The organism is Caulobacter sp., assembly GCF_039596335.1.
In the GTDB taxonomy this organism is placed as follows: Bacteria; Pseudomonadota; Alphaproteobacteria; order Caulobacterales; family Caulobacteraceae; genus Caulobacter.
The window spans coordinates 552550-578867 of the sequence record NZ_JBCNJZ010000001.1 but is presented as its reverse complement, the minus strand read 5'-3'; the positions used below and the strand labels follow the sequence as shown (position 1 = coordinate 578867).

The following is a 26318-nucleotide window of genomic DNA, read 5'->3' as shown; positions in this document are numbered from 1 at the left end:
TGAGCCTGTCGAAGGGCGAGGGCGGCTTTCTCAGAAAAAGACGTCGTCGTCCTCGACCGCCTCGGCGGCGGGGGCCTGTGCGGCGACGTCGTCCAGCCCAGCCGTCAGCGCGGCGTGGACCTCGCGTTCCTGAGCCATGGTGTAGGCGCGGGCCAGGCTCGCCAGCAGCGGCGACAGCACCGTCATCACGTCGTCCAGCCGCGCATCCTCGGGGCCGGCTTCGCGCGCCAGGGCGTCGGCGCCCTGGTCCAGGAAGTCGCCGATCTGGCCCTGGAAGTCGAAGCGGGCCGCGGCGCGGCGCAGCATGTCCACGACCTCGCCGCCCTGGCGGGCCGCATCGGCCAGGTCGCCCTCGACGGCGTCACCAGTGGTGCGGATGCGGTCGACGGCGTCGCGCAGGGCGGCCGAGGCCTGGGCCGCGCCGCCCATCTTGCCTTCGCCGCCGCGCGCCTGGGCGGCCTGGCCCTCGGCCGAGGCGGCCAGGCTCTCCAGCGCCGTCAGGGTGCGGTCGGCCGACGTCTCAAGGTGCGTGGCGTGCTGGCGCAGCTCGATGGCGATGACGCCCAGCGGCTTGCCGGTTTCGCCGATGCGCGAGCATTTCAGTGTGGTGTTCAGCGCCATCATCTGCACGTCGGCGCGCATGGTCTGGATGGCGGCGATCTGTTCGGACAGCGCCTGGGCCGACTGTGCGGCGGCCTGGCCGACCTGTTCGGCCTGGCGCTCGCCGGCGTCGATGTCGTCCACCAGGGCGAAGGCTTGGCCGACGCTGGCCTCCAGGCCGCGCAGGAAGCTGGTTTCGCCACCGGCCGAGCGGCCCTGGGCGTGGTCGCGCAGCTTCAGGATTTCGCCGGCGTCCAGGGCGATAGCCCCGACATTGTCGCCGATCCGCGAGACGTCGCGGTGGAAGTCGGCGATGGTCGCCGACAGCTGGGCGGCCAGCAGGCGGTTGATGAAGCCCGACAGGCGATCGCGGGCCTCGGCCGGCAGCGCCGCGACCTCGGGCGAGGCCAGAAGGCGCAGGCCCAGCTGCACGTGCTCGATGCGCTGACGGGTGATGTCGCCGATCTGTAGGGCCGCCAAGGCCGCGCCGATCTTCTTGCGGACGTCACGGGCCAGGCCGGCGACCTGTTCGGTGATCACGCCGATCCGGGCCTGGTGGGCGGCGATGGCGTCGGCCTGGCCGCTGAGGGCGTCGGGCACGGCCGGCAGCAGGTCTTGGCAGCGGCGGCCCAGGGCGTCCTCTTGGCTGAGCGCGCCGCGCAGGGCGGTGTCGAGACCGGAGAGGTCGTCGCGGAAGGCGTCCAGCTGCCCGCGACCCAGCTCGATGCAGTCGCAGATCTCCTGGGCGAAGATGGCGAACTCGGGTCCGGCGGCGACGATGCCGCCCGAGGTGATCTTGATGTTGACCCCGAAGACCCGGAGATAGGCCAGGTGCTGGCGCATCTCGTCGATGCGTTCGGACAGGGCGTCGCCGACCTTGACCAACTGGCCCAGGCGCTCGCGCCGCTCGCGCAGCATTTCGGGCAGGGACTTCAGGGTAGAGGAGGCCTCGCCCAGCTGGCGGGTGGCCGCGCCGACCTCGCCGCCGCTGATCCCTTCGCGCATCCGGTCCAGGGCGCCGATCAGGCCGTTCATGCCGTCGACGACCAGCGACAGCACGTCGCCGACCTCGAGGAAGCGGCCCTCGATGGCGCCGCGGGCGGCTTCCAGGCGCGCGACGACGTCGCCGGCGGCGGCCGTGGCGGGGAGGGGGGCGGAGAAAGCCAGGGATGAAGAGGCCATGAGCTCGTGACGCGATAGGTGCGGGCGCACGATCAACCCAGATGTGCGAAGATGGGGTAAAACACGCGGGCCTAGGGCGTGCGGCAATCCGTCCCACGGCGACGGGCTGGGGCATGGTACGACACAGCACTAAAGTTTTTACGCAACATATCCCCGGTTCCATAGCCCGGCGGGCTGCAAATCATTTGTTTCGAACGGCTTGGCTCTGTATGGAGGCGCCTTGCTGACCGCCGCGAGGCGCCAAGAGAAAGACCTCATGCCGAGTTCCCTGAAGGCGGCGTTCAAGGACGTGGGAGACGGCATCCGTCTCGCGCCCCTGTGGTGGCGGCTCGGCCTGGACCAGACGACCTCGCGGTTCCAGCGCTCGATCCTCGGTCCTTTCTGGATGGCCTGCAACCTGCTGGTCGTCGCCTTCGCCCTGGCCTTCATCGTCGGCGGCCTGATGGGCGTGGACCTGTCCAAGAGCTATCCGCAGGTCGTCGCGGGCCTGCTGGCCTGGTCGCTGGTCGGCGTGACCATCGCCGACGCTCAGGCGATCTTCTTGTTCAACGCCGGCCTGATGCAGAGCCAGCGTCTGCCCCTGACCTTCTACGTCTTCCTGCATGCGCTGAAGGCGATCACCAACTTCCTGACCCAGATGCTGGCCTTCTGGGCGATGATGCTGGTGTTGGGCCGGTTCACGATCCCGCACTGGACGCTGCTGCCGGGCGTGGCCCTGATCCTGCTGAACGTCTGCTTCCTGGGCTTCATCATCGCCATTCCGTCGACGCGCTTCCGCGACATCGGCTACATGATGGGCTTCCTGGTCCAGATGATCTTCTACATCACGCCGGTGTTCTGGCTGCGCGACCAGATGAGCGAGAAGCGCCGCTGGGTGGCCGATTTCAACCCGCTGGCCCACCAGATCGAGCTGCTGCGCGCGCCCCTGACGGGCAAGGCCCCGCTGCTCATCGACTGGTGGTGGACCCTGGGAACGACCGGCGTCTTCGCCCTGATCGCACTGCTGCTGCTGGCCAAGTTCGGCAAGCGCGTGGTCTTCTGGCTGTAGGGGACAGGCGATGACGCACCAGATCAAGCTGACCGACGTCGATCTCGACTACTTCGTCTACAGCCTGCGCTCGCAGTCGCTGCGCAGCGCCATGTTCAACCTCGCGGTCGGCGGCAAGATGTACAAGGCCGCTGGCGACGTGGCCGCGGTCAAGGCGCTGTCGGGCATCAATCTCGAGATCAACGAGGGCGACCGCATCGCCCTCGTCGGCCACAACGGCTCGGGCAAGACGACCCTGCTGAAGGTGATCGCCGGCATCTATCACCCGACGCGCGGCGAGCTGAAGATCGACGGCGACATCACCTCGATGATCGCCATCAACGCCGGCATCGACATGGAGGCCACCGGCCTTCGCAACATCCACAAGCTGGGCCTGATGCGCCGCCTGTCGCGCAAGGTGATCGACAGCCGCGTGGACGCCATCGCCGAGTTCTCGGGCCTGGGCGACTTCCTGCACCTGCCGGTGCGCACCTATTCGGCCGGTATGCTGGCGCGCCTGATGTTCGCCGTCGCCACCGAGTTCGAGGCCGACATCCTGGTGCTGGACGAGTGGCTCAGCGCCGGCGACGCGGCCTTCGTGCACAAGGCCGGCCTGCGGATGCACCAGATGGTGCAGGACGCCAAGATCGTCGTCATCGCCACCCACGACCACGACCTGGTCAGCCGCGTCTGCAATCGGGTATGCGAGCTGCAGGGCGGTCACATCGTCTTCCTGGGCACGACCGACGAATGGATCGCGCGCAACCAGGCGCTGGCTGCGCAAGCTCAGGCGGCCCTTCCTGCATGAATGCGGCCGCTCGACGCGTCGACCATGACGATGTCCGGGGCGTGGCCTCGGACGCCTGGATCGCGCGCCTGCAGCACTCGGTGGCCCAGCGGGTCCAGAGCGGCCTGCTGTTCCCCCGCTTGCCGCCCAGCCCCAGCGGCCTGGAGCAGGCCGCCGAGATCTACCGCTTCGCCCATGAGAGCATGGACGGCCGCGACTACCAGTCGTGCGCGGCCAGCGGCTATCTCGACTTCGGCTGCGGCTGGGGCGAGGTGGGGCGGTTCTTCCTGCGCGACTTCCGGGCCTGCGACATGGTCGGCATGGACCTGGACGCCGAACGCGTCGCCTTCTGCCGCAGTGGCGACCTGCCCGGTCAGTTCGAGGTCGCGACGATCGGCAAGCCGCTGCCGTTCGAGGCCGCCGAGTTCCGCCTGATCACCGCCCCCTCGGCCCTGGCCGACGCCTGCCCCGACGTGCTGGGCCTATGGATGGCCGAGCTGCTGCGCGTGCTGGCCCCGGGCGGGCTGATCGTGCTGATGACCGACCCGGCCCTGGGCGCCAAGGCCGTAGCCCGCGCCGCCGCCCCGCACGGCGGTGAGGTGATCCGCTATGTGGGTCCCGGACGCTTTTCTCAGGCCGCCGTCGTCGTGCGCAAGCGCGTCGACCGCCCCGTGGGCTTCTGGACGCGGCTGCTGCGAGGCCGTCGGTGAGCGCCGTCCAGCTGAAGCCCGAGCCGGGGATTACCGTCGAGGGCGACGTCCTGGCCGTGTCGCCCGGCGGCCAGCTGATCTGGACCCCGACGAAAGCGCAGCGCCAAGCCTTCCGCGACGCCCGCTCGGCCCGGGTGGAGGTCGCCTTCAACGGCGCGCCGACCAACCCGATGGTCTGGGCCGATTGGGGCGAGGGCTTCTCCGAGATTTCGCGTGCGGCGCTGAAGGACGGTCCCAACGGGCTGTTCGCCGTACTGCCCGCGCGCGGCCGCCAGCTGCAGCGCCTGCGCCTGGATCCGTCGGACACCGCCTGCCGGCTGACCGTCACCCGTTTCGAGGTCTCGGTATCGGGCGCGCTGGGCGCGGACCCGCGAGGCGCGGTCGGCCCGCTGATCGACGCCCTGAAGCCGGTGCTGGGCCCGCTGCGCGAACCGATCGCCGCGGCCTATCGCAAGGTTCGCGGGCTGGGCGCTCGCCCGAAGGGCCCGCGCACGCCGCGCGGCGGCGGCGCCTGGCGCGAGACCTATCTCCACGCCAACGCTGTGGCCCGCAATCTGCGCAGCGTCCACTACGGCGCGCCGATCGCCGACCAGATCCGGTTGAACGAAGACGCTCCCAAGCTGGTGGCCTTCTACCTGCCGCAGTTCCATCCGTTCCCGGAGAACGAGGCCTGGTGGGGCAAGGGCTTCACCGAGTGGACCAACGTCTCCAAGGCCCAGCCGCAGTTCGTCGGCCACTACCAGCCGCGCCTGCCGGCCGACCTCGGCTTCTACGACCTGCGCCACCGCGCCCCGATCGCCCAGCAGGTCGAGCTGGCCAAGCGGGCGGGGATCTCGGCCTTCTGCTTCCATTACTACTGGTTCGCCGGCAAGCGCCTGATGGAGACGCCGATCGAGCTCTATCTGGCCGATCCGACCCTGGACCTGCCGTTCTGCCTGTGCTGGGCCAACGAGAACTGGTCGCGGCGCTGGGACGGCCAGGAGCAGGACATCCTGATCGCCCAGCAGCACTCGCCGGAAGACGACCTGGCTGTGTTCCGCGACCTGGCCCGGCACATGGTCGATCCGCGCTACCTGAAGATCGGCGGCAAACCGGTGCTGGTGGTCTATCGCCCCGAGCTGTTCCCCGAGGCCAAGGCCACGACGCAACGTTGGCGCGCCCTGGCCCGCGAGATGGGCCTGGGTGAGATCCATCTGCTGTGCACCACGGCGTTCGGTTTCGCGGACTACGAAAGCCATGGCTTCGACGGCATCATCGACTTCCCGCCGCACGCCATCGACACCGACGAGATCACCGACAAGGTCACGCCCTTGCATCCGGAGTTCACCGGCAAGGTCTTCGACTTCCCGCGGGTGGTCGAGCGCAAGCTGGAGCAGCTGCGCGACGTCGACGCGGCCTTCGTGCCCGGCGTCATGCCCGGCTGGGACAACCACGCCCGCAAGCCGTGGAGCGGCCACGCCTTCCACGACGCGACGCCGCCGTCGTATCTGCGCTGGCTGTCGGGCGCGCTGAGCCATGCCGAAAAGCGCCATCCGCCGGGCGAGGCGGTGGTGTTCGTCAACGCCTGGAACGAGTGGGCCGAGGGCGCCTATCTCGAGCCGGACCGCTGGTACGGCCACGGCTATCTGCACGCCACCCGCACGGCGATGAGCGCCTATGCCCCCAAGATCGCCGACGACCATCCGCTGGTCGTGGAGGCGCGGGCCGGGTTCCAGAAGCGGTCCGACACGGCCGTGCTGCTGCACCTCTACTACCCCGAGCTGACCGCGTGGTTCGCCGAGCGCCTGGCCCCGCTGATGGACCAGGCCGACGTGCTGGTCTCGGTGTCGGAGACCTGGAGCGAGGCGGACCTGTCGGCGCTGCGCCAGGCGTTCCCGCAGGCCTATGTCTTCGTGGCCGAGAACCGCGGGCGTGATATCCGGCCGTTCGTCGAAGCCCTGCGCCGGGCCCGCGACCTGGGCTACGACGTCTTTTGCAAGCTGCACTCCAAGCGCTCGCCCGACCAGGCCAAGGGCGACCAGTGGCGCACGCGGTTGGTCGACGGTCTGGCGGGTCCCGAGGCGACCACGGCCGCCCTGGCCGCCTTCGCCGCCGATCCGAAACTGGGCCTGCTGGCCGCCGCCGACGCGCGGATGCGGATGGGCGATCCCGGTGTGATGGACAACAACTGGCCGCACGTGGAGCGACTGTCGGCCGCCATGGGGCTGAAGCCCGCGCCCGAGACGCCGTTCGCGGCCGGCTCGATGTTCTGGGGCCGCGTGGCCGCCTTCGCGCCGCTGGCCGACCAGGCCGACGACGCCATCGGCTTCGAGCCGGAGACCGGCCGCATCGACGGGGCCACAGCCCATGCGATCGAGCGCCTGACGGCCGCCATTGTCGAGCGGGCTGGCTACCGCACGGGCTTCGACCTGTGAGGCCCCTGGTCGGCCTCGCGCGTCGCGTGGGCCGCCGACTGCGCACGCTGGCTGAACGGCGGGAAAAGCCCCGGCCCAGCCTGGTCCTGACCCCGGGGGGCGATGCGACAGAGCTGCGCGACGTCTGGGCCGCCCCGGCCCTGGGCCTAGCCATCGACGCGCAAGGCCAAGTGTTCGGCGCGGCGGCCGACCTGGCCCACGCGCCCGGCGCCTGGCGCTCGGGCCAGGATGTCCGCTTCCCGCTGCCCGCAGACGCCCCTGCCGTCGCCGCCGGCGTGCTGTTCATGGACGGTCGCGCCACCCGCAACTACGCCCACTTCCTGCTGGACGCCCTGCCGACCCTGCTGGCGATTGAACCGACCGCCGTCCTGGCCCCGCCGCTGACCCGCTGGCAGACCGATCTCGTCGCCCTGGCCGGCGCCCAGCCGCCGATCGAGATCACCGCGCCGCTGGTGCGGGTCGAGCGCCTGACCTTCGCACCCACCGCGCCGTCGCTGACGCCAGGGCCGCATCTCGATCCGATGCGCGCCGCGATCCTGGCGGCGTTGGACATGCCGCCGGCCCCGCCGCGCCGGGTCTATGTCAGCGGCCGCGCCGGGCTGAAGGCCGTGCTGGACGACGAACTGCGCCTGGAAATGATCATGGAGGCCCGTGGCTACCGGATCCTCCGTCCCGAGACGAGTTCGCCGCGCGAGCTGATCGCTGCCTTTCGCGACGCCGAGCGCGTGGTGGCCGCGACGGGCACGTTGATGGCCAATCTGCTGTTCTGCGCGCCGGGAACCCAGGTCATCGAGCTGCGCCCGCCCGGCGTGGACGGCGACTGGATCGAGGCCCTGGCGCGCCATGCTGGCCTGGCCTGGAAGGCGTACGCCTCGCACGAACCCATCGACGCCGCCGAGGCGCTGCTCGATGCCGTCCTGCGCCCCGCCTCGGCCTTCGGCTGGCGGCTGGACCTGCCGGCGTTCCTTGCTTTCCTGGACGGGGAGGGCTGAGGACGTGAGCGACTTCGTCGACCTCTCCGGCGCCGACCTCGCGCCGCTGAAGGCGGCCCTGGAGGGGCCCGCCCGCGCCGCCCGCGCGCTGTTGATCAAGAGCAGCGGCTGGGTGGCGCCGCGTCCGATGCTGTGGGACTGCCCCGGCCAGCAGCTGAATGAGCAGCACGTGCTGGGCGACCTCTTCGCGCCGGACATCGACCTGCTGGCCGTGCGCCGCGTGGTCGCCGGCGGCCGGGGCGCGCACCTGAAGCTGGACGGCCAGATCGTCTACGCCGCCGGGGCCTATCCCTACTATGTGCGCCACTGGCTGGAGCACGGGGTGACGCCCGAGGCCTGGGCCTTCGACGCGCCGGTCCGCATCCGCCTGGACCGGGCGTTCGTGATCACCCACTTCAACTATGTCTGGGGTCACTGGCTGACCGAGATGTATCCCAAGCTCTTCCTGATCCGGGCGCTGAACCGGGCGGGGATCGTCGCGCCGCTGGTCCTGCCGCGCACCGCGCCGGGCTATGTGGCGCGCATCGTCCGCGACGTGCTGCCCGAGCAGGAGATCGTCACCTATGACCCGCGCGACGAGGCGGTGGAGATCGGCACGGCCCTGCTGCCGCACATGCTGCAGGACAACTACGTCTTCCATGATTTCCTGCGCTGGAGCCTGGAGGACCAAGCCCTGGCCTGGCCGCGCGCCGGCGGGCCGGAGCGGATCTTCGTCAGCCGCGGCGGCGTGCGCACCGCCCAGGCCTTCCGCGAGCTGGAGAACGAGGCCGAGATCGAGGGTATCGCCCAGGAGCTTGGCCTGACCCTGCTGCGTCCCGAGACCCTGTCCTGGACCGAGCAGGCCAGGATTTTCTCTCGCGCCCGGGTGGTGGCCGGCGAGTTCGGCTCGGGCCTGCACAACGCCCTGCTGTCGCCGGAAGGCTGCCAGGTGATGTCGCTGAACTGGGTGGTCGAGGTGCAGTCGCGGATCGCCAACTTCCGCCGCCACGACATCGGCTATCTGATGCCCACAGACGGCCAGGCCCGCCTGTTCACGATCGAGCCCCAATCCAACCAGCCCTTCACGATCGACGCCGCCGCCTTCCGCGAGAAGCTGACCCTCGTCCTCGATCGCGCCGAGGCTCGCGCGGCCATGGCCGGCTGGGATGACGCCGCACCGGGCGCGCCGGACCTGCGGCTGTAGGCTTCCTGCTCAAGTCTTGGTCGTGATGCCGTACGGAAGGCTTTGCGCCTTGCCAGCTTCGCCGGGTCGCGCTCTCTGAGTGTTACGATGTAACAACGAGCGCTGCGCATGACCGGTCAGACCACCCGACGTCAACTGATCACGTCCGCCGTCACGACGGGCGGGGCGGCGCTGCTGGCCGGCGCCGAACTCCAGGCCGCGCCGGTGAGCGCGGAAGGCGCGCTGAGGCCCGGCTCGATTGCGACGGCCGACCTGCCGCGCCAGTTCGACGTCGCGCCCGGCGTGCGCAATCTGGAGGCCGGCTACTGGAGCATGATGCCCCGCGTGGTGGCCCAGGCCTATGAGCGCAACAACGCCGCGATCAACGCCGCCCACGCCCTGTGGGCCCGCAACGTGCTGCCGGACGGGGCGGGCTGGAAGAGCACGCTGGCGGCGGCCCAGGCCGCGATCGCTCGCCAGATGGGCTGCGCGCCCGAGGAGATCGCCGTCACCCGCAGCGGCGCCGACGCTCTGCAGATGCTGATCAGCAACTACAAGCCGTTGAAGCCGGGCGACGCGGTGATCCACTGTGACCTCGACTACGACGTGATGATCTCGGCCATGGGCTGGCTGGGCTCGCATCGCGGGGCGGACGTGGTGACGTTCGCCATGCCCGAGCCGGCCACGACCGCCAATATCCTGGCCGCCTATGAGGACGTGCTCAAGCGCACGCCCAGGGCCAAGCTGCTGCTGGTCACCCAGGTCTCCAACCGCACCGGCCTGGTCACGCCGGTCCGCGAGATCGTCGCCATGGCCCGGGCGCGCGGCGTGGACACCATCGTCGACGCCGCCCATGGGGTGGCGTGCCTGGACTTCCAGCTCGACGACCTGGGCGCGGACTTCGTGGGCTGGTCGGTGCACAAATGGACCTCGGCCCCGCTGGGCACGGGCGCGATGTACATCCGCAAGAGCCGCCTGGCCGATATCGACATCGCCCTGGGCAACCACACCGGCCCGGCGGACGACATCAACACCCGCGTGCCGGCCGGCACGGTGAACTTCCCGGCGGTGATGACCATCCCCACGGCCGTGGACTTCCACTTCGCCGTCGGCGGCGCGGCCAAGGAGCGCCACATGCGGGCCCTGCGCGACCGCTGGGTGGACGGGGTGCGCGACCTGCCCAATGTCGAGATCTGCGTCTCCGACGATCCAGCCCGCTATTGCGCGATCACCAGCTTCCGCCTGAAGGGCATGAACACCGACGACGACGCCCGCCGCGTCCAGGCCGTGCTGCTGGAGCGCTACAACATCCTCACCGTCTGGCGCGGCGGCATCGCCAAGGGCCCTGCGATCCGAGTGACCCCAGGCCTCTACACCCCCGCCGCCGATTGCGACGCCCTGGCCGCCGCCCTACGCCGTGAACACGCGATGTTCGGCTAGCGCGAAGCCGTCCGGCAGCGAGGCCCGGACGGGCTGTCTTGGGTCTTCAAATGTAAGGGGGAGTGGCGGAGAGGGTGTCCGCTGTGGGAGCCTATAGGCACTGTATTTTTTGGGTTTTTTCTTTTTTCACCCACACTTTCACCCACATTTCGGAGGGCGCTTTCAGAAGCCATATTTATCCGGAAGCGGAGGAGGTGCGTTATGCGAGCGACTCTACGTCGGCCATTCGGACGGGCGATTGACGGCGCGAGCTCTCGACGCGGGGGACAGGGATCCCACACAGACCGAGATTCCCGTTTCAACTTGAGCGTTCAATAGGCGATAGACGGAATCTTCGCGTTCAAGAGTTGTCTGGGTTCTGCGCCGGTGTAGCGTGATGGCCGCGTGCATTTCATCACACTTTAGTCGTGCGCGAGTCATATTCTTTTTAACTGAACTCTGTTGGAGCGCAGCTCTGGCGCCCGCCATTAGGGCGCAAAATGTCTGCTGATCGCGCAAGAGTCGCCTCTCCGCGAAAAAAGGTTGGTTAACAACCCCTACGAGCGGTTGTTCGACGAGCGGCGATTTAGTAAAGGCTTTCTAAATGATCGGGCAAAGACCCGAACGCTTAAGACTGGTGGGGACCACGTGCTGATCGTATCAAATCCGACAGCGGAACAGCTACCGTGCGCTATGACAGCGTCACCGGTCGCCAAGGATCCGCTCAAGCGAGCGATGGACATTCTGGTCGCGGGCGGAGCGTTGCTCTTCTTTGCGCCGCTCCTCGCGCTTATCGCCGTCCTGATCAAGCTCGAGTCCCCTGGACCGGTGCTCTTCCGTCAATCGCGCGGCGGATTGAACGGCCAGGCTTTCACGATCCTGAAGTTCCGCTCTATGCGCTGCCAGGAGAACGGCTTGAAGGTCGTCCAGGCCAAGCGCGACGACGACCGCATCACCACGGTCGGTCGTATCATCCGCAAGACCAGCATCGATGAACTGCCTCAGCTCCTCAACGTGCTGAAAGGCGACATGTCCATCGTCGGGCCGCGCCCGCACGCCCTTGCTCACGACGAGCACTATGGCGCGTTGATCCCTAACTACCACCTGCGCTTCCGCGCGCGTCCCGGCCTTACCGGTCTGGCCCAGATCAAGGGCCTTCGCGGCGGCACCAGCGCGGTCGAAGCGATGGCCGCCCGTGTCGATGCGGACAACGAGTACATCGAGCGCTGGACGCTGAGCGGCGACGTCAAGATCCTGTTGATGACCGTGCCGCATCTGCTGTTGGCTGAAAACGCCTACTAGGCGTTGATCTGCGGTGGGGGGGGCTGTCTCCCACCGTGGTCGGGGATATTTCATGCAAAGCGTTCTAGTCACCGGCGGGGCGGGCTATGTCGGCTCGCACTGCTGTCTGGCCCTGGCCGAAGCCGGCTTTCGTCCGGTCGTGTTCGACGATCTGTCGAACGGCCATCGCGAACACGTCCAATGGGGACCGCTGGAGGTCGGCGATATCCGTGACGCCGCCCGGTTGGACGCGGTGTTCGCCGCCCACGCGCCCGTCGCGGTCTTGCACTTCGCCGCCCGCATTGAGGTCGGCGAGTCTGTGAAGAACCCTGGCACCTTCTTCGACAACAATGTCGGCGGCGCCATCACCCTGATCGAGGCCGCTCGCCGGGCCGGCGTAAACGCCATGGTCTTCTCCTCGACCTGCGCGACGTTCGGCGATCCCGTGACGCTCCCGATGGATGAGAGCCATCCACAGTCGCCGCTGAATCCCTATGGCCGCAGCAAGCTGATGATCGAGCAGGCCCTGGCCGACTACGACCGCTATGTCGGCTTCAGGAGCGCGGTGATGCGCTATTTCAACGCAGCTGGCGCGGATCCCGAGGGGCGCATCGGCGAGTGGCACGAGCCGGAGACCCACGCCATACCGTTAGCGATTCAGGTCGCCATGGGGCAGCGTCCACACTTCACAATCTTCGGTGACGACTATGATACTCGCGACGGGACAGCGGTGCGAGACTACGTCCACGTTCTCGACCTCGCCGACGCGCATGTTTCTGCTCTACGTCGTTTGCTAGAGGGTGGCTCGTCCGAATCCTACAATCTCGGAACAGGTAGGGGGACGACGGTGCGGGAACTCGTCGATGGCGTTGGCCGGGCGGCGGGTAAGCCCCTGCCGGTGAAAATGGCGGCCCGACGCGCCGGCGACGCGCCTATTTTGGTAGGCGATAATGGCAAGGCGCGTGATCATCTCGGTTGGAAGCCTGTGCGTGATCTCGACGTAATTCTTTCCAGCGCTTGGCGCTGGCACCAGGGCCAAGTTGTGGCTTGATCAGATCGGTTCGAGGCCCGCTCGGGAATCCGACAGGAGTGAAATATGGCGGACTATCAGCTTGCGACGGACCGTCCGCTGAAAGTGTTGGTGGTCGGGCTCAACTATGCGCCGGACTTCATTGGAATTCCCAAATATACGACAGAGCTCTGCGAAGACCTCGTCCGGCGTGGGCATGTGGTGGAGGTCATCACGGCGCCACCCTACTATCCGGCGTGGTCGATCCGTGCTGAGTACCGCGGCGCTTGGCGCACCGAGACACGCAACGGCGTCAAGATCATACGGTGCCCGCTATATGTGCCGCCACAGCCCAATGGCCTGAAACGCCTTCTGCATCACATCTCCTTCGCCGCCTCCTCGCTTCCGATCGCCGTCGGATCGGCTCTGCGCATGCGCCCGGACGTCGTCTTCGCCGTGGCGCCGTCACTAATGTCCGCGCCAGCGGCGCTGCTGGCTGCCAAGCTTTCGGGCGCGAAATCGTGGCTGCACATTCAGGATTTCGAGGTGGATGCGGCATTCGAACTTGGAATGCTGAAAGGCGACGGCGCTCGTCGCTGGGCGGAGCGGTTCGAAAGCGGTCTGCTGAAGGGCTTCCATCGTGTTTCGACAATTTCCGAGAGCATGCGGCGTCTGCTGTTGCGCAAGGGCGTGGCGGAAGAAGCGGCTCTGGAGGTTCGAAACTGGGTTGATGTCGAAACCATCAAGGCCTGGCCTAGTAGCGAAACATCCTATCGTCGCGATCTGAATATTCCTGCCGACCACGCCGTTGCGCTGTACTCCGGCAACATGGCGGGCAAGCAAGGGCTGGAAACGCTCGGGGAAGTGGCTCGCCTCTTGGAGGAAGAGCACGTGAAGGTCACTCTGCTGCTCTGTGGCCAGGGACCGCTGCGTGGCGTTCTCGAGGCAACGTGCGTCGACCGGCACAATGTGCGCTTCATGGACCTGCAGCCGATCGAGAAGCTGCCCGAGCTGCTGGCCACCGCCGACGTCCACCTGCTGCCCCAGCGCGCCGAGGCGGCCGACCTAGTTTTGCCGTCTAAGCTCACGGGCATGCTTGCCTCGGGGCGGGCCGTCGTCGCCATGGCGGATCCGGGGACGGGGCTGGCGACCGAAGTCGAAGGGTGTGGCCTGACTGTCGCTCCAGGTGATGCGCGGGCCATGGCAAACGCCATTGCGGGTCTCGCGACCGACAAGGACGAGCGCGATCGCCTGGGCGTCGCGTCGCGCCAGCGCGCCGAGCAGCGGTGGCGCATGTCGGCCGTCATCGATGGGTTCGAGTCTCAATTGAAAGAGGCTTTGACCTAACCGACCAGGATCTAAGGTGCCATCAACTGGGCCTCACCATGGACTCAGCCGCCTCGCCAAGCCGACCGACAACGCCTTCGCCGAGTCCTTCAACGGCAAGGTCCGGGCCGAATGCCTGAACACCGCCTGGTTCATGTCCCTCGACGACGCCCGCTCAAAATGCGAGGCTTGGCGTAGGGACTATAACGAGCAGCGTCCCCACAGCGCGATCGGCGACAAGTGCCCGATCGAGCTCATGAACGGCGCCGGGCCATATGGCCCGCCCGGCGCCTAACCGGCGAGAAATCCCGGCCCGACCTGGTCCAAGGTTGGGGGCAAGGTCAAATCAACCCAGGACTCTCGTTATGGCTGGATGAGAAATAGGGAGGGGCGCGTCACTGAGATGGGTCAATCTTCGTATAAATCTCTAAGCTTCCTTAGGCTGAGGGCGCTGTGCCGTTCATGTATTTCCCGCGCCCTATCGCATAAATTGGACTTCTCTTCCGCGGAAAGATCAGTGTATTGCCTGATCAATTCTATAGCAACCTCAGAAAAATTGTCTTTGGGATTTATGGCAAGCAAGCAATCTTCAACTTGATCTCCTATAGTGCCGCGATCGAAAGAAATAACGGGGACGCCGGAGGCAAATGCTTCATATATCACCGTTGGTTGGGCCTCGTGCTGATATCGCGTAGGGAACAGAAAAAGATCGATGCTATCGAAGAAATGGTACTTCTGCTCTCCGTATAGTGGTCCCTGCCACTCCACGATTCCCGCTTCGACGGCATCGGAAATGGCTCTAGCGTCGTCCATTCGAGCCACGGGCCCAGCAAGCAGCATCCTCACTGGTAGCTTCGCCTCTTTAGCGAGGCGCGCCGTCTCAAGGAAATCCATAAGACCCTTCTCGGGACTGAGATTGCTAAGCAATCCGACCGTTGTGGTAGAGCTATGCGTCCTTTCACGCTTGCGAATAGGTACAAATGGGGCGTTCGACAATATGTGAGATGGCGTACAGACTGGGTATATGGACTCAAACTTCTCCAACATAGATTTTGATAGAAAAACGTGTTTGGATCTTAGGCCTGCTACCGAACAGACCGCGCGCATCAATTTGGAATGATTGTTAATATACGCGTATGAGTGATGATGAATGCAGGTTTGTATTTTGAAAAATCGTGCGGTGAGAACGTGAAGTAGCGTGTAAAGGAGTCCCAGTCTGCTGTTTGCCCCCAGCGACATCTTTTTGCCCCCACGAATGGCAAATGAGGCGATGGCTTTGACGCCCAGCAAACACTTCCACGTCTGACCTATATGTCTCAGGATCGGCTTACGCGCATCAGACGACATATCAACTCGAACGATATCTCTAAACGTCTGAATCTCTTTGGCCTGCGCGGCGGTAATAACGGCGAATCCGTGCACCGGCGGTGGAAATGGGCCCAGGATTAGCAACGCATTTCTCATCTAACGGACATTCCCCGGGGCAGACCACAATCTGTGACCTGGTTTGATTGGTGCTCTTGCGGCATCATATTCTCTAGGAAAATTACTTGTTTTGACGCTCTATGAAGCGGACCGTCGCCGACATTAGGATTACATAGCCAACAAGCGCGCCGATCGAGATAAGCGAACCGCGCATGACGATGCCTGAAAACGCTGCGGCGGTCGCAAACGGCAAGAGAGCGGTTATGCGATTTTGTTGCCGGGCAATCGTTGCTTGGCGATCACATATGCCAACTAGCCACCCGGCGGTTAAACTGCCGATAACGACGCCTATCCAACCAAAGTCGGAAAAAAACTCGGCAGGTAGGGGGGCCGATATATTTGTATATGGATATCCATTGAACGCAGCAGCCTGCTGACCTGTAGGAAAGCCCTTTCCGGCCCAGATTGCGCGTGGAATAAATACTAAGGCTGCAGAGATTATTTGCCTGCCAAGCTGCAAACCAGCGTTATCGATCCAGACATAAACATTTACGATAGACTGAAAGCTATCGAGATCGCCTGAACTTGTGAAATATTCTTTCGGAGACACGAAATAACGCCCCCCCCTGGAGCCCCTCGAAATTTGATTTAGCAGAGGAAGCGCGACGCTGAGGGCCAGCGCGTAAAAACTTGCGGTGTACACCTTTATACGAGACTGGTTGAACGGGATAAATGTAATAAGTGTAATGATGGCAAATCCAATGGTGAAGGTTCTGGGTGTTGATATCGGATTCGCCATCACTAAGAAGGCCAGCACAGAGAATGGGATAGCATAGAGCCAAGCCCGTTTGCCTGATCGGATCATGAATATATTGATCCATAGGATAAAAAAGCCAGCGTATCTTCCGCCGGTAAGGACCATCGCCTCGATAGGATCGCGGCGGATGACGGCTTCGCCGCGGGACGACAGAATGTTATCCGCACCGATGCGAAGGATTGCAAAGGCTGCCAACGCTATAAAGAGGGCGACAAGAGCGAGAGCTCGTGGCGAGTCGGCAGTGTAGGACTTTCGCCGAAGAGACAGCTTTGGCAGGGACCACGTAATCGCTAGTCCCGCAGTGAAAAATATCATAAACAACAACATCATGATGGCTGCTGCGGTTACCGCTTCATCGGAGTAGTCCCTACGAAAAAACGGAAAGGTGCCGGTGGCGCTATGAATGAGGCCAGGCAAGCAGACGACTACGAGCAAGAATAGGCCGGAGAAGAGTGTCACAGCCTTATCGTCTGTTGTCGAGCAGCAGTAAGCCACTAGCGCGACGCAGAAGCCGCAGCATATGGCTAAAAGTAGGCAGGCGAGGGGGTGCACCGGGTTTACTAGCGCCGCACTAGCGAGTCCAATTGCTGCGGTTAGGCCTCCAAGTGCTGGCGGAAGCACGGGGATTTTCAAGTTGACGCTAGCCATTATATCGCATTTCTTCCAAGTGCGTTCGCGACCTATGATCATCACTTACCAAGCCGTGCACTTCATTACGGATTAGGAAGGGGGAGGAAAAGAGTAGCACATGAATTTTCCTGGCTCCGCTACGCGATAAAATGCATCTGCGATAATTTTCCTATTAGAGCTGTCCTGCCTCCGAACCTTCACGCAGTGACGTGACCCCCATTTCTCATCCATCCACAATGAGAGTCCTAGGTTGATTTGACCTTGCCCCCAACCTTGGACCAGGTCGGGCCGGGATTTCTCGCCGGTTAGGCGCCGGGCGGGCCATATGGCCCGGCGCCGTTCATGAGCTCGATCGGGCACTTGTCGCCGATCGCGCTGTGGGGACGCTGCTCGTTATAGTCCCTACGCCAAGCCTCGCATTTTGAGCGGGCGTCGTCGAGGGACATGAACCAGGCGGTGTTCAGGCATTCGGCCCGGACCTTGCCGTTGAAGGACTCGGCGAAGGCGTTGTCGGTCGGCTTGCCGGGCCGGCTGAAGTCCAGGGTGACACCCCGCTGGTAGGCCCACAGATCCAGGTCGCGGGAGACAAATTCCGGGCCGTTGTCGACCCGAATGACCCGCGGATAGCCGACGGCCTTTCCGGCCCGTTCGAGCGTCTGGACCACGTCACCGGCCTTGTAGGCGAACCGCTGATCCAGAGCGCCGGCGAGAACCGGCTGAAGGTGTCGATGATCGCCAGAATGCGGATCTTGCGGCCATCGAACATTTGGTCATGCAGGAAGTCCAGGGCCAGACATCGTTGGCCCCGGAGGCTGGTTGGCGATCTTCTCGGAGCTAGGCTTTGACCTTTCGTTTGGGCGTCTTGTTGCGTAGCTGAAGGCCCAACTCCTTGTGAGGGCTGTAGATCCGCTTGCCGTGGTAAGAGCAACGCCTCCAAAAAGAGATCTGAGCAGTTTCTTGTAAGTCGCGCCGAGAATATTCGGCGAGTCAAGAAATTCCGAGTATCGTCCATGAGGCTAGTTTATTTATTATTCGCTGATAGCGCTAAGTCCTTGTTAGCCATGAATACTGAAAACCGGTAAGCAAATATAACCAAATTTGATAGAGTCACGACTGTGCATATGGAGGTCAGCGTCGCCTTGTTAAGCGCAAATAGAGTTAGCATAGCCACGGCATTGAGGCTGACGCTCAAAATTAGAGAAAAATTTGCATGTCGTGCCAATCCAATAGGGGCCAGTGCATTGTAGCCGAACATATTGCTTGAGAACGCCATGAAGCACCCGAATAACAATATTCTAAGCGCTGCTCCTGCAGAAGCATATTGCGGGCCAAGAAGGATTGAACAAATAGAGCTCGCAAATATAAAAACAAAAGCACAGCCTAAAAACCATAGAACCAAGCCGGGAAAGTAAACCCGCCAAAAAAGGCGATAGTCCCGCTTATTGATCATATGGGGGTAGAGGCTGTCAGAAACGGGGAGCAGCATCATTTCGCCCGCGGAAGAAACTCGCCAGGCGGCCGAATAAACCCCCATCTCGTAGGAAGGTCCTGTGTGAACTAACCCTAAGGTGAATGCCCCCATAGATTGATTTATTGTTGCTGATACGCGAGAGAGAAAATACATAAAGCTCTCTTTGAGATAGACAATTGCGCCCCCTATTGACGGCTGAGAAAATCTAAATCCAAGCCTTCGCATTTTCATGAAGGCCCAGAGAACGGCGACGAGGTTGCTGGCAAGAAGTGACATTGGAACAGCCGCCAATTCGTGATCGCCGCGAACCAATGCGAGGACAATTACAATTGAAAGCGATCGCGCCGCAATTGCCCTCGTGGCGATCGACTGCATTTGCTCCATTCCTCTAAAATAGAAATCTGGAACCATTGCGGCAGTTGCAGCGCTTAGAAAAAAAAGAGACATGACCAGGAGATGGTCGCGAACCATCTGCACAAATGGAGCGCTAAGTATAAATATTAAAGTCGATATAAATAAAAGTATTCCCTTTGCTAGCATAGTGTTTGTCACTGCCTCCGACACCTTTGTGGCATCTGAGCGCACTCGTGAAATGCGGGCGGTAGTTGAAATCATAAATCCGAATTCAACAATCGACTGGAAAACCATGGCATAAGCCATTCCAAAGCCAACGATGCCGAAGGAATTCACGCTGAGAACGCGTGATATAAAAGGAAATAAAAGGAGACCTATAAAGTAGTTTGAAAAAGTTAAAGCGAACAGGAAGATAGAATTCCTGGCAATCCGGTGGCCGTCCCCCATCATTAACCTCGCAGTGCAGCTGCTAACAGAGCAATTTGGGGGGATATAAAGACAAGGAACACAAGCATACGTCTACGAAAGGGAATTTTCGCGCGGGTAAGCATACGGTACGACGCCGACCTAATGTAGCTATAACAAGTTTCGCAGAATTCATCTTCACGTTCACCCGTGACGCGGGCCGCACGTAGCGCGTAGAAGCACGTCCACCACTTTTGAAATTCCAACGCCAAGTTTACGGCATTTGATTCAATGATTAGATTATTGCGGATATTTTCGATCGCATGAACTGCGTTTTTGTACTTTTCTAAACTTACCTTCTGCGTTGCGGATTCTTCGTTGTCTTTTCTATAATGATACGATGAACTGCTTATCGATATTATATTTGAAGAAATCTGAGAGAATGTAGTTATGAAGTTTAGCCCCTCGCCCATAAAATATTCAGGAATGAATCTCAGGCCTTTATGTTCAATAAGCTCCCGCCTGAATAACTTGTTCCAGCAACCTATGATGATTTGCGCGTAAAGAAACTGTTCCGTGGCGCGCTCGGGCGTTAATAATTCTGCCGATATACTAGAATTGTTCCTGAGGTGCTTTTCGTCAAATACAGATTTAGATATTACAAGATCCGCACTGTACGCTTCCGCGATATGTACAAATTCCTCGACGAAACCTTGTTCAATCCAGTCGTCAGCATCTATGAAGCAGACGTATTTTCCAGTGGCATTAGCAAGACCCGTGTTTCGTGCAGAGCTCACCCCTGAATTGGATTGGTGGAAAGCCAGGATGCGCCTGTCTTGCGCGGAGAACTTATCAATGATCGATCCGGAATTATCTGGCGAGCCGTCGTTGACCAATATTATTTCAAGATTTTCATACGATTGATTAATGATAGAGGCGATGCATTGCTCTAGGTACCTCTCTACATTGTAGATAGGCACGATCACTGAGACCAATGCGTCCCTTGCTGTTTGGGGTAACTCCTTCATTGGGTGGCCTAGTTCCGCGTTCCTGTCTCAATAAGTTGCCTTAGATATTCTCTAGAGCGATCTGCCTGTGCATCGAGGGCCGTGTGAACGAGCTCTACATCATAGTCGGGTGGCTCGGTAATCGGGGTGCTTATATCGGCGGGGACAACTAGGCGCTCCAAGCCGACACGTGCCACAACATCGAGAAGCCGTGTCGAGTACTTGCCTGGCGGGATCACATATAGCGGCGTTCCGAGGCGTAGCGAGAAGGCGGTGCCATGGAATGAATCGGTTACGACGCAAGCCGCGTCTCTAATCCATGCGACAAAGGATTCTGGAGACACGAGAATTTTTGTGCGTCCGTGGCGGGCAATGTGCTTCCAGTCCGGTGTGATTCTGATAACCGGCAAGCCGTAGCGCGCCTCAACCTCTGCCAGTCTATGCCTGAATTGTTTCGTGTTATGCAGTTGGTAGACAAGGATGTAAGGGCTCTTGCTCCGAGACCTTCCTGCAAAGGTGCTCCAGAATTCCTTGTTGTGCAGGAGTACCGGATCAACGTCGCTCCTGGCGTCTATTCCATGGGAGTTGAGCCAATCTGCAGAGGAGGGCTCCCTCACGGATACGTGGGAAAACTGTCCAACTGAGCTCAGTACTTTTGCAATATCTTCGTCTAGGGGCTTTGTGGAGCCAAGGCTGGCAGCATATGATGCGCGCTTCTTTTCGTCTTCCAGAAATGGAAGAAAATAATTTGTGTCTATTTCGCTAGTAATTCTATTCCAAATCTGGTCGCTACCGGCGACCACCATGTGAAATGAAGAGCAGACCTGTTTGAGTTGGCTGGCACCACGTGCACTATGGGTTAGCGTGAGCAGTCGCTTTTGGTGGCGGCGAAAGGTTAAGCCCATAGACAGGAAGGTTGGGGTTTGCACGAGCTGGTAAATGGCTCTTTTCCACCAGGAGCGCCCCATAGATGAAATCCGAAGATTGGCGGCCACCAACCCGAGAGGAGTGTCGCTGGGATTTACGTAATCAATAACTTCGGGGTCTGCGCCAAGTTGCTTGAAAGCGTTTTCCAACGCGTATGCCTGCAAGATGGAGCCGTAATTTGGGTAGCAGTGACGAGTTATTATTCCGATCTTCTGCTTCATCTTTATTGCTCGGCCGAGATGGTAGACGCGTATTGCTGGTAGGTGCGGGAGATGCCGCTTCGCAAGCTGATCTTTGGGGTCCAGCCCATAGCTTTTAGCTTTTCTCCACTCATCAACTTTCGAGGTGTCCCGTCCGGTTTGGTCGCATCGGTTTGGATTTCACCTTCAAATCCGACGACTTCGCACACTAATTGGGCCAGCTCGCCGATGGGGATGTCTTCACCTGAACCAACATTGACGTGTTCGAAGTCAGAATAACGCTGCATCAAAAATACGCAGGCATCTGCACAGTCATCGGCATGAAGGAATTCTCTTCTAGGGGTGCCGGTTCCCCAAATATCTATGTGATCGGCGCCCGAAACTTTGGCCTCATGAGCTTTGCGGATTAGCGCGGGCAGCACGTGACTGCTGTTAAGGTCGAAATTGTCCCCAGGGCCATAGAGATTGGTAGGCATGGCGCTAATGAAATCGCAGCCGTGCTGCTTACGATAGGCCTGGGCCAGCTTGATGCCGGCGATCTTGGCGATCGCGTACCACTCGTTGGTCGGCTCGAGCGGGCCGGTGAGCAGGGCGTCTTCCATGATCGGCTGCGGCGCGAACTTGGGATAGATGCACGACGAGCCCAGGAACAGCACCTTGCCCACGCCGTTGCGCCAGGCCGCGTCGACGATGTTCGTCTCGATGACCAGGTTGTTGTAGAGGAAGTCGGCCGGATAGGTGTCGTTGGCCAGAATGCCGCCGACCTTGGCCGCAGCCATGAAGATGGCGTCCGGCTTTTCCTTGGCCATCCAGGCCTCGACGGCGCTCTGGCGCTCGAGATCAAGGACGTCGCGGCCGGCGGTCAGGACTTCACAGCCTTCCGAGGCGAGGCGCCGGACGATGGCGGAGCCGACCATCCCGCGATGGCCGGCCACCCAGACGCGCTTGCCCTCAAGAGGGAAGATCACGTCATTCGGCATTGCGACGCTTCTCCCGCGCGACATTGATCATGTCGGCCGCGACCATCTCGGCGCAGAGTTGCTCCCACTTGGTTTCGTGGACCCAGCCCAGCTTGGTCTTGGCCTTGGTCGGATCGCCAATCAGCAGCTCGACCTCGGTCGGGCGGAAGTAGCGAGGGTCGACTTCGACCAGCACCTTGCCGGTCTCGGCGCAGGTTCCCTTCTCGTCGACGCCCGCGCCCGACCAGTTGATCGTGATGCCGACTTCCGAGAAGGCCTTGGCCACGAAGTCGCGGACCAGGGTGGTTTCGCCGGTGGCCAGGACGTAGTCGTCCGCCGTCTCCTGCTGCAGCATCAGCCACATGCCGCGGACGTACTCGCGGGCGTGACCCCAGTCGCGCTTTGCGTCGAGGTTGCCGAGGTAGAGCTTGTCCTGGAAGCCCTGCTTGATCGCCGCGACGGCCCGGGTGATCTTGCGGGTGACGAAGGTCTCGCCGCGCAGCGGGCTCTCGTGGTTGAACAGGATGCCGTTGCTGGCGTGGATGCCATAGGCCTCGCGGTAGTTCACCACGATCCAGTAGCTGTAGAGCTTCGCGGCGGCGTACGGGCTGCGCGGATAGAAGGGCGTCTTCTCGCTCTGCGGAACTTCCTGGACGAGGCCGTACAGCTCCGAGGTCGAGGCCTGGTAGAACTTGGTCTTCTTTTCCAGGCCCAGGATGCGGATGGCTTCCAGCAGGCGCAGGGTGCCAGTGCCGTCGGCGTTGCTGGTATATTCCGGGGTCTCGAAGCTGACCTGGACGTGGCTCTGGGCCGCCAGGTTATAGATTTCGTCAGGCTGGGTCTGCTGCACGATCCGGATCAGGTTCGTGCTATCGGTCATGTCGCCGTAGTGCAGGATGAAGCGCGGGTCGGCTTCGTGCGGGTCCTGATAGAGGTGCTCGATCCGGCCCGTGTTGAACGACGACGAACGCCGCTTCACGCCGTGGACCGTATAGCCCTTCGAGAGCAGCAGCTCAGACAGGTACGCGCCGTCTTGACCAGTCACGCCCGTGATGAGCGCGACCTTACCATTGCTTTTAACCGTCATTAGATCCCCACCATCGAGAACGCGGCTATTTAGCCTTGCGTAGGCGCCTCATAGCGTAAGCTGCTGGTCAGCGCGACCCTCGTAATAGCCTCGGCGCGTGAAAAATTTAATTTGGACGTCTGATGGGCACCGCTAACCATAAACCGACTGTGATATTAGTCACGTTCCATTACAGGAATATATCCAACGGTGCTCTACTGAGGCCTTGCTCCGCTTTCGGTTCGACGCGTTGCTCTGGTCTTTATTGCTCAACTTCGGATTGGCTCCTCTTAATATTAATGCGAGCCCATGGCTTTTACACCAGTGCGAGGCGAGTGGGGCGAACTTCCGGAAATGTCGCATTTAATGAGCGAGGGTTCATGCCAAAGGCGCGCGCGACAATTTCGGCGATGATGGACCTATAGTCAGTCAACACCTTCAACTCCCTGCCGTCATTGAGCATCTCTGGCCGGATGGCGACCTGCTCGCCAGCGAGGCGTCCGCCCTTCAATGCACCACCGAGCACCCAGTACACACTGCCGTGCCCATGATCAGTGCCCTTGTCCCCGTTCTCCTTGAAGGTGCGGCCGAACTCCGAGAGCACCACCACGGTCGTCTTTGCCCACGTATCCGAACCGAGGTCTTCGGCCAGTGCCGCCAGACCGCGCCCCAACTGGCCGATCCGATCGGAGAGCACGCCCGTCGCCCCGCCCTGATTGACGTGCGTGTCCCAACCGCCGACATCGAGGAAGGCTAGATTATAGTCGGTCTTCATCAAGCGGGCGACGCGGCGGGCGGCTAGTTCAAAACCGCTGGGGGAGATCGCGTTGCGATTGGCCGCCGCAATTTCGCCGGCCAGGGCCGCGTAGGCCTTGTCCCTCGCCGAGAAGCCTTGCGTCACCGCCGCCTGCAGGTTGTGGCCCTGATACATCTCCTGGATCAGCTTGGCCTGCCGATCGTCTACGCCGGGCTTGCTCACCGATGTAATCGCGATGTTGGGCACCGACATCGGCCCCTGAAAGGCCAGCGGCGGCTGGGCGGTGAAGGCGATCGGGCGCCCGCCCGAGAGCTCCTGAGCCAGGCGCCCCATGAAGCCCGAGCGATAGTTCCTCGAACCGCCTACCGGCTGGCCGAGTTCGATGGTGTCCTGAGTCTCGAAATGGCTGCGCGTCATATCGTCGGTCCCCGCGAAGGGTACGAAGGCGATCTGCTTCTTGGTCCAGAGCGGGTAGAGGGTGTCGCGCAAGACGGGGTGCAGGCTCCAGTCGCTGTCGAGGGGCAGGGCGGCTTTGGGATTGGCCGGATCGGGCCGCGCGATCGCGATGGTCGGGCGGCTCTCGTAGTAGAAGTCGCTGGAAGTGGGGATCACCACGTTGAGCGCGTCGTAGCCGCCGCGCAGGAAGATCACGAGCAGGCGCTGGTCGGTGGCCGGCGCGCTCCAGGCCCGGCCGCCCACCGCGGCCGTCGTCGCGGCGAGGCTCCCGGTCAGAAAGTGTCGACGATGCATGGCGGCGACCTCATCGATGCAGGAACTCGGGAGACGACAGGAAGAGCGTGTTCCACTCCGCCGGCGATCGGGCCTGCGCCAAGGCCGATCGCGTCCGAGGGGAAAGCCGCTTTTCCAACGTGGCGTAGAAGAGTGCGTTCTGGAGCTGAGGGAATGCTGCCTGATCCTCGGCGCCGGGCTCGCTGGGCTTGAAGAGGCCCGCCGAATTGGCGCCGACCTGGCGGGCGACTTCGAACATGGTGGCGAGCTGGCCTGGGCCGGACCAGGCCGTGTCTTCCAGCGGATAGCCATCGGGCGTGTCGCGACTATAGAGGCCCTGGCCTAGGCGACTGATCCAGCCTTGCAGGGGGGCGGTGTTGGCGATCGTGCGGCCGTCATAGGCCAGGCGCACCGCCGAGACGGCGTAGTGTATCGGGTCCTTCAGCTTCTTGCCGAGTGACGCCTTGAACGCCGACGACTTGAACAACACGCCGAGCACCTCGGCGATGTCGCCATCGCTGCGCAGGAACTTGGCGGTCATCCGGTCGATCAGGTCGGATGGCGCCTCGCCCATGAAATAAAGCGCCAGTTTGCGGGAGACGTGCCGCGCGGTCGCCGGTTCGCGGGCCAGCGCGTCGAGCGTTTGTTCGAACTCAGAGAGCCCCGTGCCGCCGATCTGGCGTCTCAGGACCACCTTGGCGCCAAAGTCATGCCGCGCCGGATTGAACTCCATCAAGCCGCGCCGGACGTAGAAGGCCTGCTGTTCGGGCTTCAGCTTAGGCGTATCGGGCGAGAGGCTGACGCCGACGCCGGTCAGCACCCGCGCCATCTCCTCGACGTCCTTCTGGTTGTAGCCGGAGCCGACGCCCATCGTATGCAGCTCAAGGATCTCGCGGGCGTAGTTCTCGTTGATACGGCCGACCGCGTTCTGGTCGTTGTCGAGGTAGCGCAGCATGGCCGGATGCAGATCGGCTGCCTTCAGGAGGTCGCGAAACTTGCCCAGCGCGTGCGGGCGGATCGCCTGATCCTCGTAGTCGCCGATCATCGCCCGGATGTCGCGCTTTTCGGCATGGACGTTGAAATGGTTCATCCAGAACCAAGTCATCTGTTCCTGAAGCTGGTGCGGCGAATAGAGGTCACGCAGCAGCGAGCGCGCGGCGGCCTGCTGCTTCAAGTCGGTCATCGCCCTTTGATACGCCTGCTGGGCGGCTTGCCGCGCGCTCGGATTTTGCAGCTTGGCTGCCGCCCTGATCTCGGCGTCCATCGCGACCGCAATCTGCCTCATTGGCTCATTTGATATCCGTAGTGCGTCGATCTGCTCCTGTGCCTGAGGCGGGAGCAGATCGGGCCCTGCGGGCCGCAGTTGCCTCTTCAACCAGCGATCAGGGCCTAAGCGATCGATTTCAGCGAGGTCATGAGACGTCCGTCCCCAAGTCAGGCGGTCGACGAGGGCGGCATTGTCCGCGACTTTGGCTGCTGCCGACATGCTTGATGCAGCGCAGGAAAGGCAGACAACGATGGCGAGCCAAAGGTGGCGCATGCGCGGGCCCTCGATGAGCAACGCCATGCTCGGACGCCGCCGGGGCCGTTTCAAGGCGCAGCGTCGCCATAGTCCGGACGTGCATCACCTTGGGCCGTTACCAGGTCTGAAAGGAAGTGCAC

General features: G+C 62.3%; 19 protein-coding genes and 3 pseudogenes. 11 read left to right on the top strand and 11 right to left on the bottom strand.

The window, feature by feature from the left end; all coding sequences use genetic code 11:
• Positions 1-30: 30 nt before the first annotated feature.
• Positions 31-1782, bottom strand: a complete 1752-nt coding sequence (locus ABDW31_RS02870) for a hypothetical protein (protein ID WP_184716226.1) — start codon at positions 1780-1782, stop codon at positions 31-33.
• A gap of 256 nt (positions 1783-2038) precedes the next feature.
• On the opposite strand from ABDW31_RS02870, the gene ABDW31_RS02865 reads away from it, so the two are divergent.
• The 11 genes and pseudogenes from ABDW31_RS02865 to ABDW31_RS02815 form a co-directional block, all read left to right on the top strand.
• The gene (locus tag ABDW31_RS02865) at positions 2039-2830 is read left to right on the top strand and encodes an ABC transporter permease (RefSeq protein WP_184716228.1); all 792 of its coding nucleotides are present in this window, start codon (positions 2039-2041) and stop codon (positions 2828-2830) included.
• A gap of 10 nt (positions 2831-2840) precedes the next feature.
• Positions 2841-3617: an ABC transporter ATP-binding protein gene (locus ABDW31_RS02860; protein ID WP_184716230.1), complete on the top strand. Its 777-nt coding sequence runs from the start codon at positions 2841-2843 to the stop codon at positions 3615-3617.
• A complete protein-coding gene (locus tag ABDW31_RS02855; RefSeq protein ID WP_184716232.1) occupies positions 3614-4306 on the top strand; it encodes a class I SAM-dependent methyltransferase in 693 nt (230 codons plus the stop codon). Before ABDW31_RS02860 ends, ABDW31_RS02855 begins: the two co-directional genes overlap by 4 nt.
• Complete coding sequence (locus ABDW31_RS02850; protein WP_343698278.1) at positions 4303-6720, top strand: glycoside hydrolase family 99-like domain-containing protein; 2418 nt, start codon at positions 4303-4305, stop codon at positions 6718-6720. The genes ABDW31_RS02855 and ABDW31_RS02850 overlap by 4 nt, the downstream gene beginning before the upstream one ends.
• Before the next feature lie 26 nt (positions 6721-6746).
• Positions 6747-7712 (top strand): glycosyltransferase 61 family protein, encoded by a 966-nt coding sequence (locus tag ABDW31_RS02845; RefSeq protein ID WP_184716234.1) that lies wholly within the window; start codon positions 6747-6749, stop codon positions 7710-7712.
• Between the two features lie 4 nt (positions 7713-7716).
• Positions 7717-8895 (top strand): DUF563 domain-containing protein, encoded by a 1179-nt coding sequence (locus ABDW31_RS02840; RefSeq protein ID WP_184716236.1) that lies wholly within the window; start codon positions 7717-7719, stop codon positions 8893-8895.
• Between the two features lie 219 nt (positions 8896-9114).
• A pseudogene (locus tag ABDW31_RS02835) lies at positions 9115-10314 on the top strand (aminotransferase class V-fold PLP-dependent enzyme); the annotation flags it as partial.
• Positions 10315-10941: 627 nt separating this feature from the next.
• Positions 10942-11595, top strand: coding sequence for an exopolysaccharide biosynthesis polyprenyl glycosylphosphotransferase (locus ABDW31_RS02830; RefSeq protein ID WP_343698277.1), 654 nt, complete (start codon positions 10942-10944; stop codon positions 11593-11595).
• A gap of 52 nt (positions 11596-11647) precedes the next feature.
• On the top strand, positions 11648-12625 hold the full coding sequence (gene galE, locus ABDW31_RS02825) for a UDP-glucose 4-epimerase GalE (RefSeq protein ID WP_343698276.1): 978 nt from the start codon (positions 11648-11650) through the stop codon (positions 12623-12625).
• Between the two features lie 45 nt (positions 12626-12670).
• Positions 12671-13930, top strand: coding sequence for a WcaI family glycosyltransferase (locus ABDW31_RS02820; RefSeq protein WP_343698275.1), 1260 nt, complete (start codon positions 12671-12673; stop codon positions 13928-13930).
• Between the two features lie 29 nt (positions 13931-13959).
• Positions 13960-14204, top strand: a pseudogene (locus tag ABDW31_RS02815) (transposase); the annotation flags it as partial.
• 113 nt (positions 14205-14317) lie between these two features.
• Here the strand turns inward: ABDW31_RS02815 and ABDW31_RS02810 are convergent.
• The 10 genes and pseudogenes from ABDW31_RS02810 to ABDW31_RS02765 all read right to left on the bottom strand — a co-directional run bounded on the left by ABDW31_RS02810 (position 14318) and on the right by ABDW31_RS02765 (position 26223).
• The gene (locus ABDW31_RS02810) at positions 14318-14956 is read right to left on the bottom strand and encodes a glycosyltransferase family 4 protein (RefSeq protein WP_343698302.1); all 639 of its coding nucleotides are present in this window, start codon (positions 14954-14956) and stop codon (positions 14318-14320) included.
• A 499-nt stretch (positions 14957-15455) separates the two neighbouring features.
• Complete coding sequence (locus ABDW31_RS02805; protein WP_343698274.1) at positions 15456-16610, bottom strand: hypothetical protein; 1155 nt, start codon at positions 16608-16610, stop codon at positions 15456-15458.
• 476 nt (positions 16611-17086) lie between these two features.
• Positions 17087-17699, bottom strand: a pseudogene (locus tag ABDW31_RS02800) (integrase core domain-containing protein); the annotation flags it as partial.
• Between the two features lie 103 nt (positions 17700-17802).
• Complete coding sequence (locus ABDW31_RS02795; protein WP_343698273.1) at positions 17803-19053, bottom strand: oligosaccharide flippase family protein; 1251 nt, start codon at positions 19051-19053, stop codon at positions 17803-17805.
• Between the two features lie 2 nt (positions 19054-19055).
• Positions 19056-19997, bottom strand: a complete 942-nt coding sequence (locus ABDW31_RS02790) for a glycosyltransferase (protein ID WP_343698272.1) — start codon at positions 19995-19997, stop codon at positions 19056-19058.
• 50 nt (positions 19998-20047) lie between these two features.
• Positions 20048-21166, bottom strand: a complete 1119-nt coding sequence (locus ABDW31_RS02785; protein WP_343698271.1) for a polysaccharide pyruvyl transferase family protein — start codon at positions 21164-21166, stop codon at positions 20048-20050.
• Positions 21167-21168: 2 nt separating this feature from the next.
• Positions 21169-22149, bottom strand: a complete 981-nt coding sequence (locus ABDW31_RS02780; protein WP_343698270.1) for a GDP-L-fucose synthase — start codon at positions 22147-22149, stop codon at positions 21169-21171.
• Positions 22115-23191, bottom strand: a complete 1077-nt coding sequence (gmd, locus tag ABDW31_RS02775) for a GDP-mannose 4,6-dehydratase (RefSeq protein ID WP_343698269.1) — start codon at positions 23189-23191, stop codon at positions 22115-22117. The genes ABDW31_RS02780 and gmd overlap by 35 nt, the downstream gene beginning before the upstream one ends.
• Before the next feature lie 295 nt (positions 23192-23486).
• Entirely contained in the window at positions 23487-24677 is a 1191-nt protein-coding gene (locus tag ABDW31_RS02770) for a DUF1501 domain-containing protein (protein WP_343698268.1), read from the bottom strand.
• Between the two features lie 10 nt (positions 24678-24687).
• Positions 24688-26223: a DUF1800 domain-containing protein gene (locus ABDW31_RS02765; RefSeq protein ID WP_343698267.1), complete on the bottom strand. Its 1536-nt coding sequence runs from the start codon at positions 26221-26223 to the stop codon at positions 24688-24690.
• Positions 26224-26318: the final 95 nt, after the last annotated feature.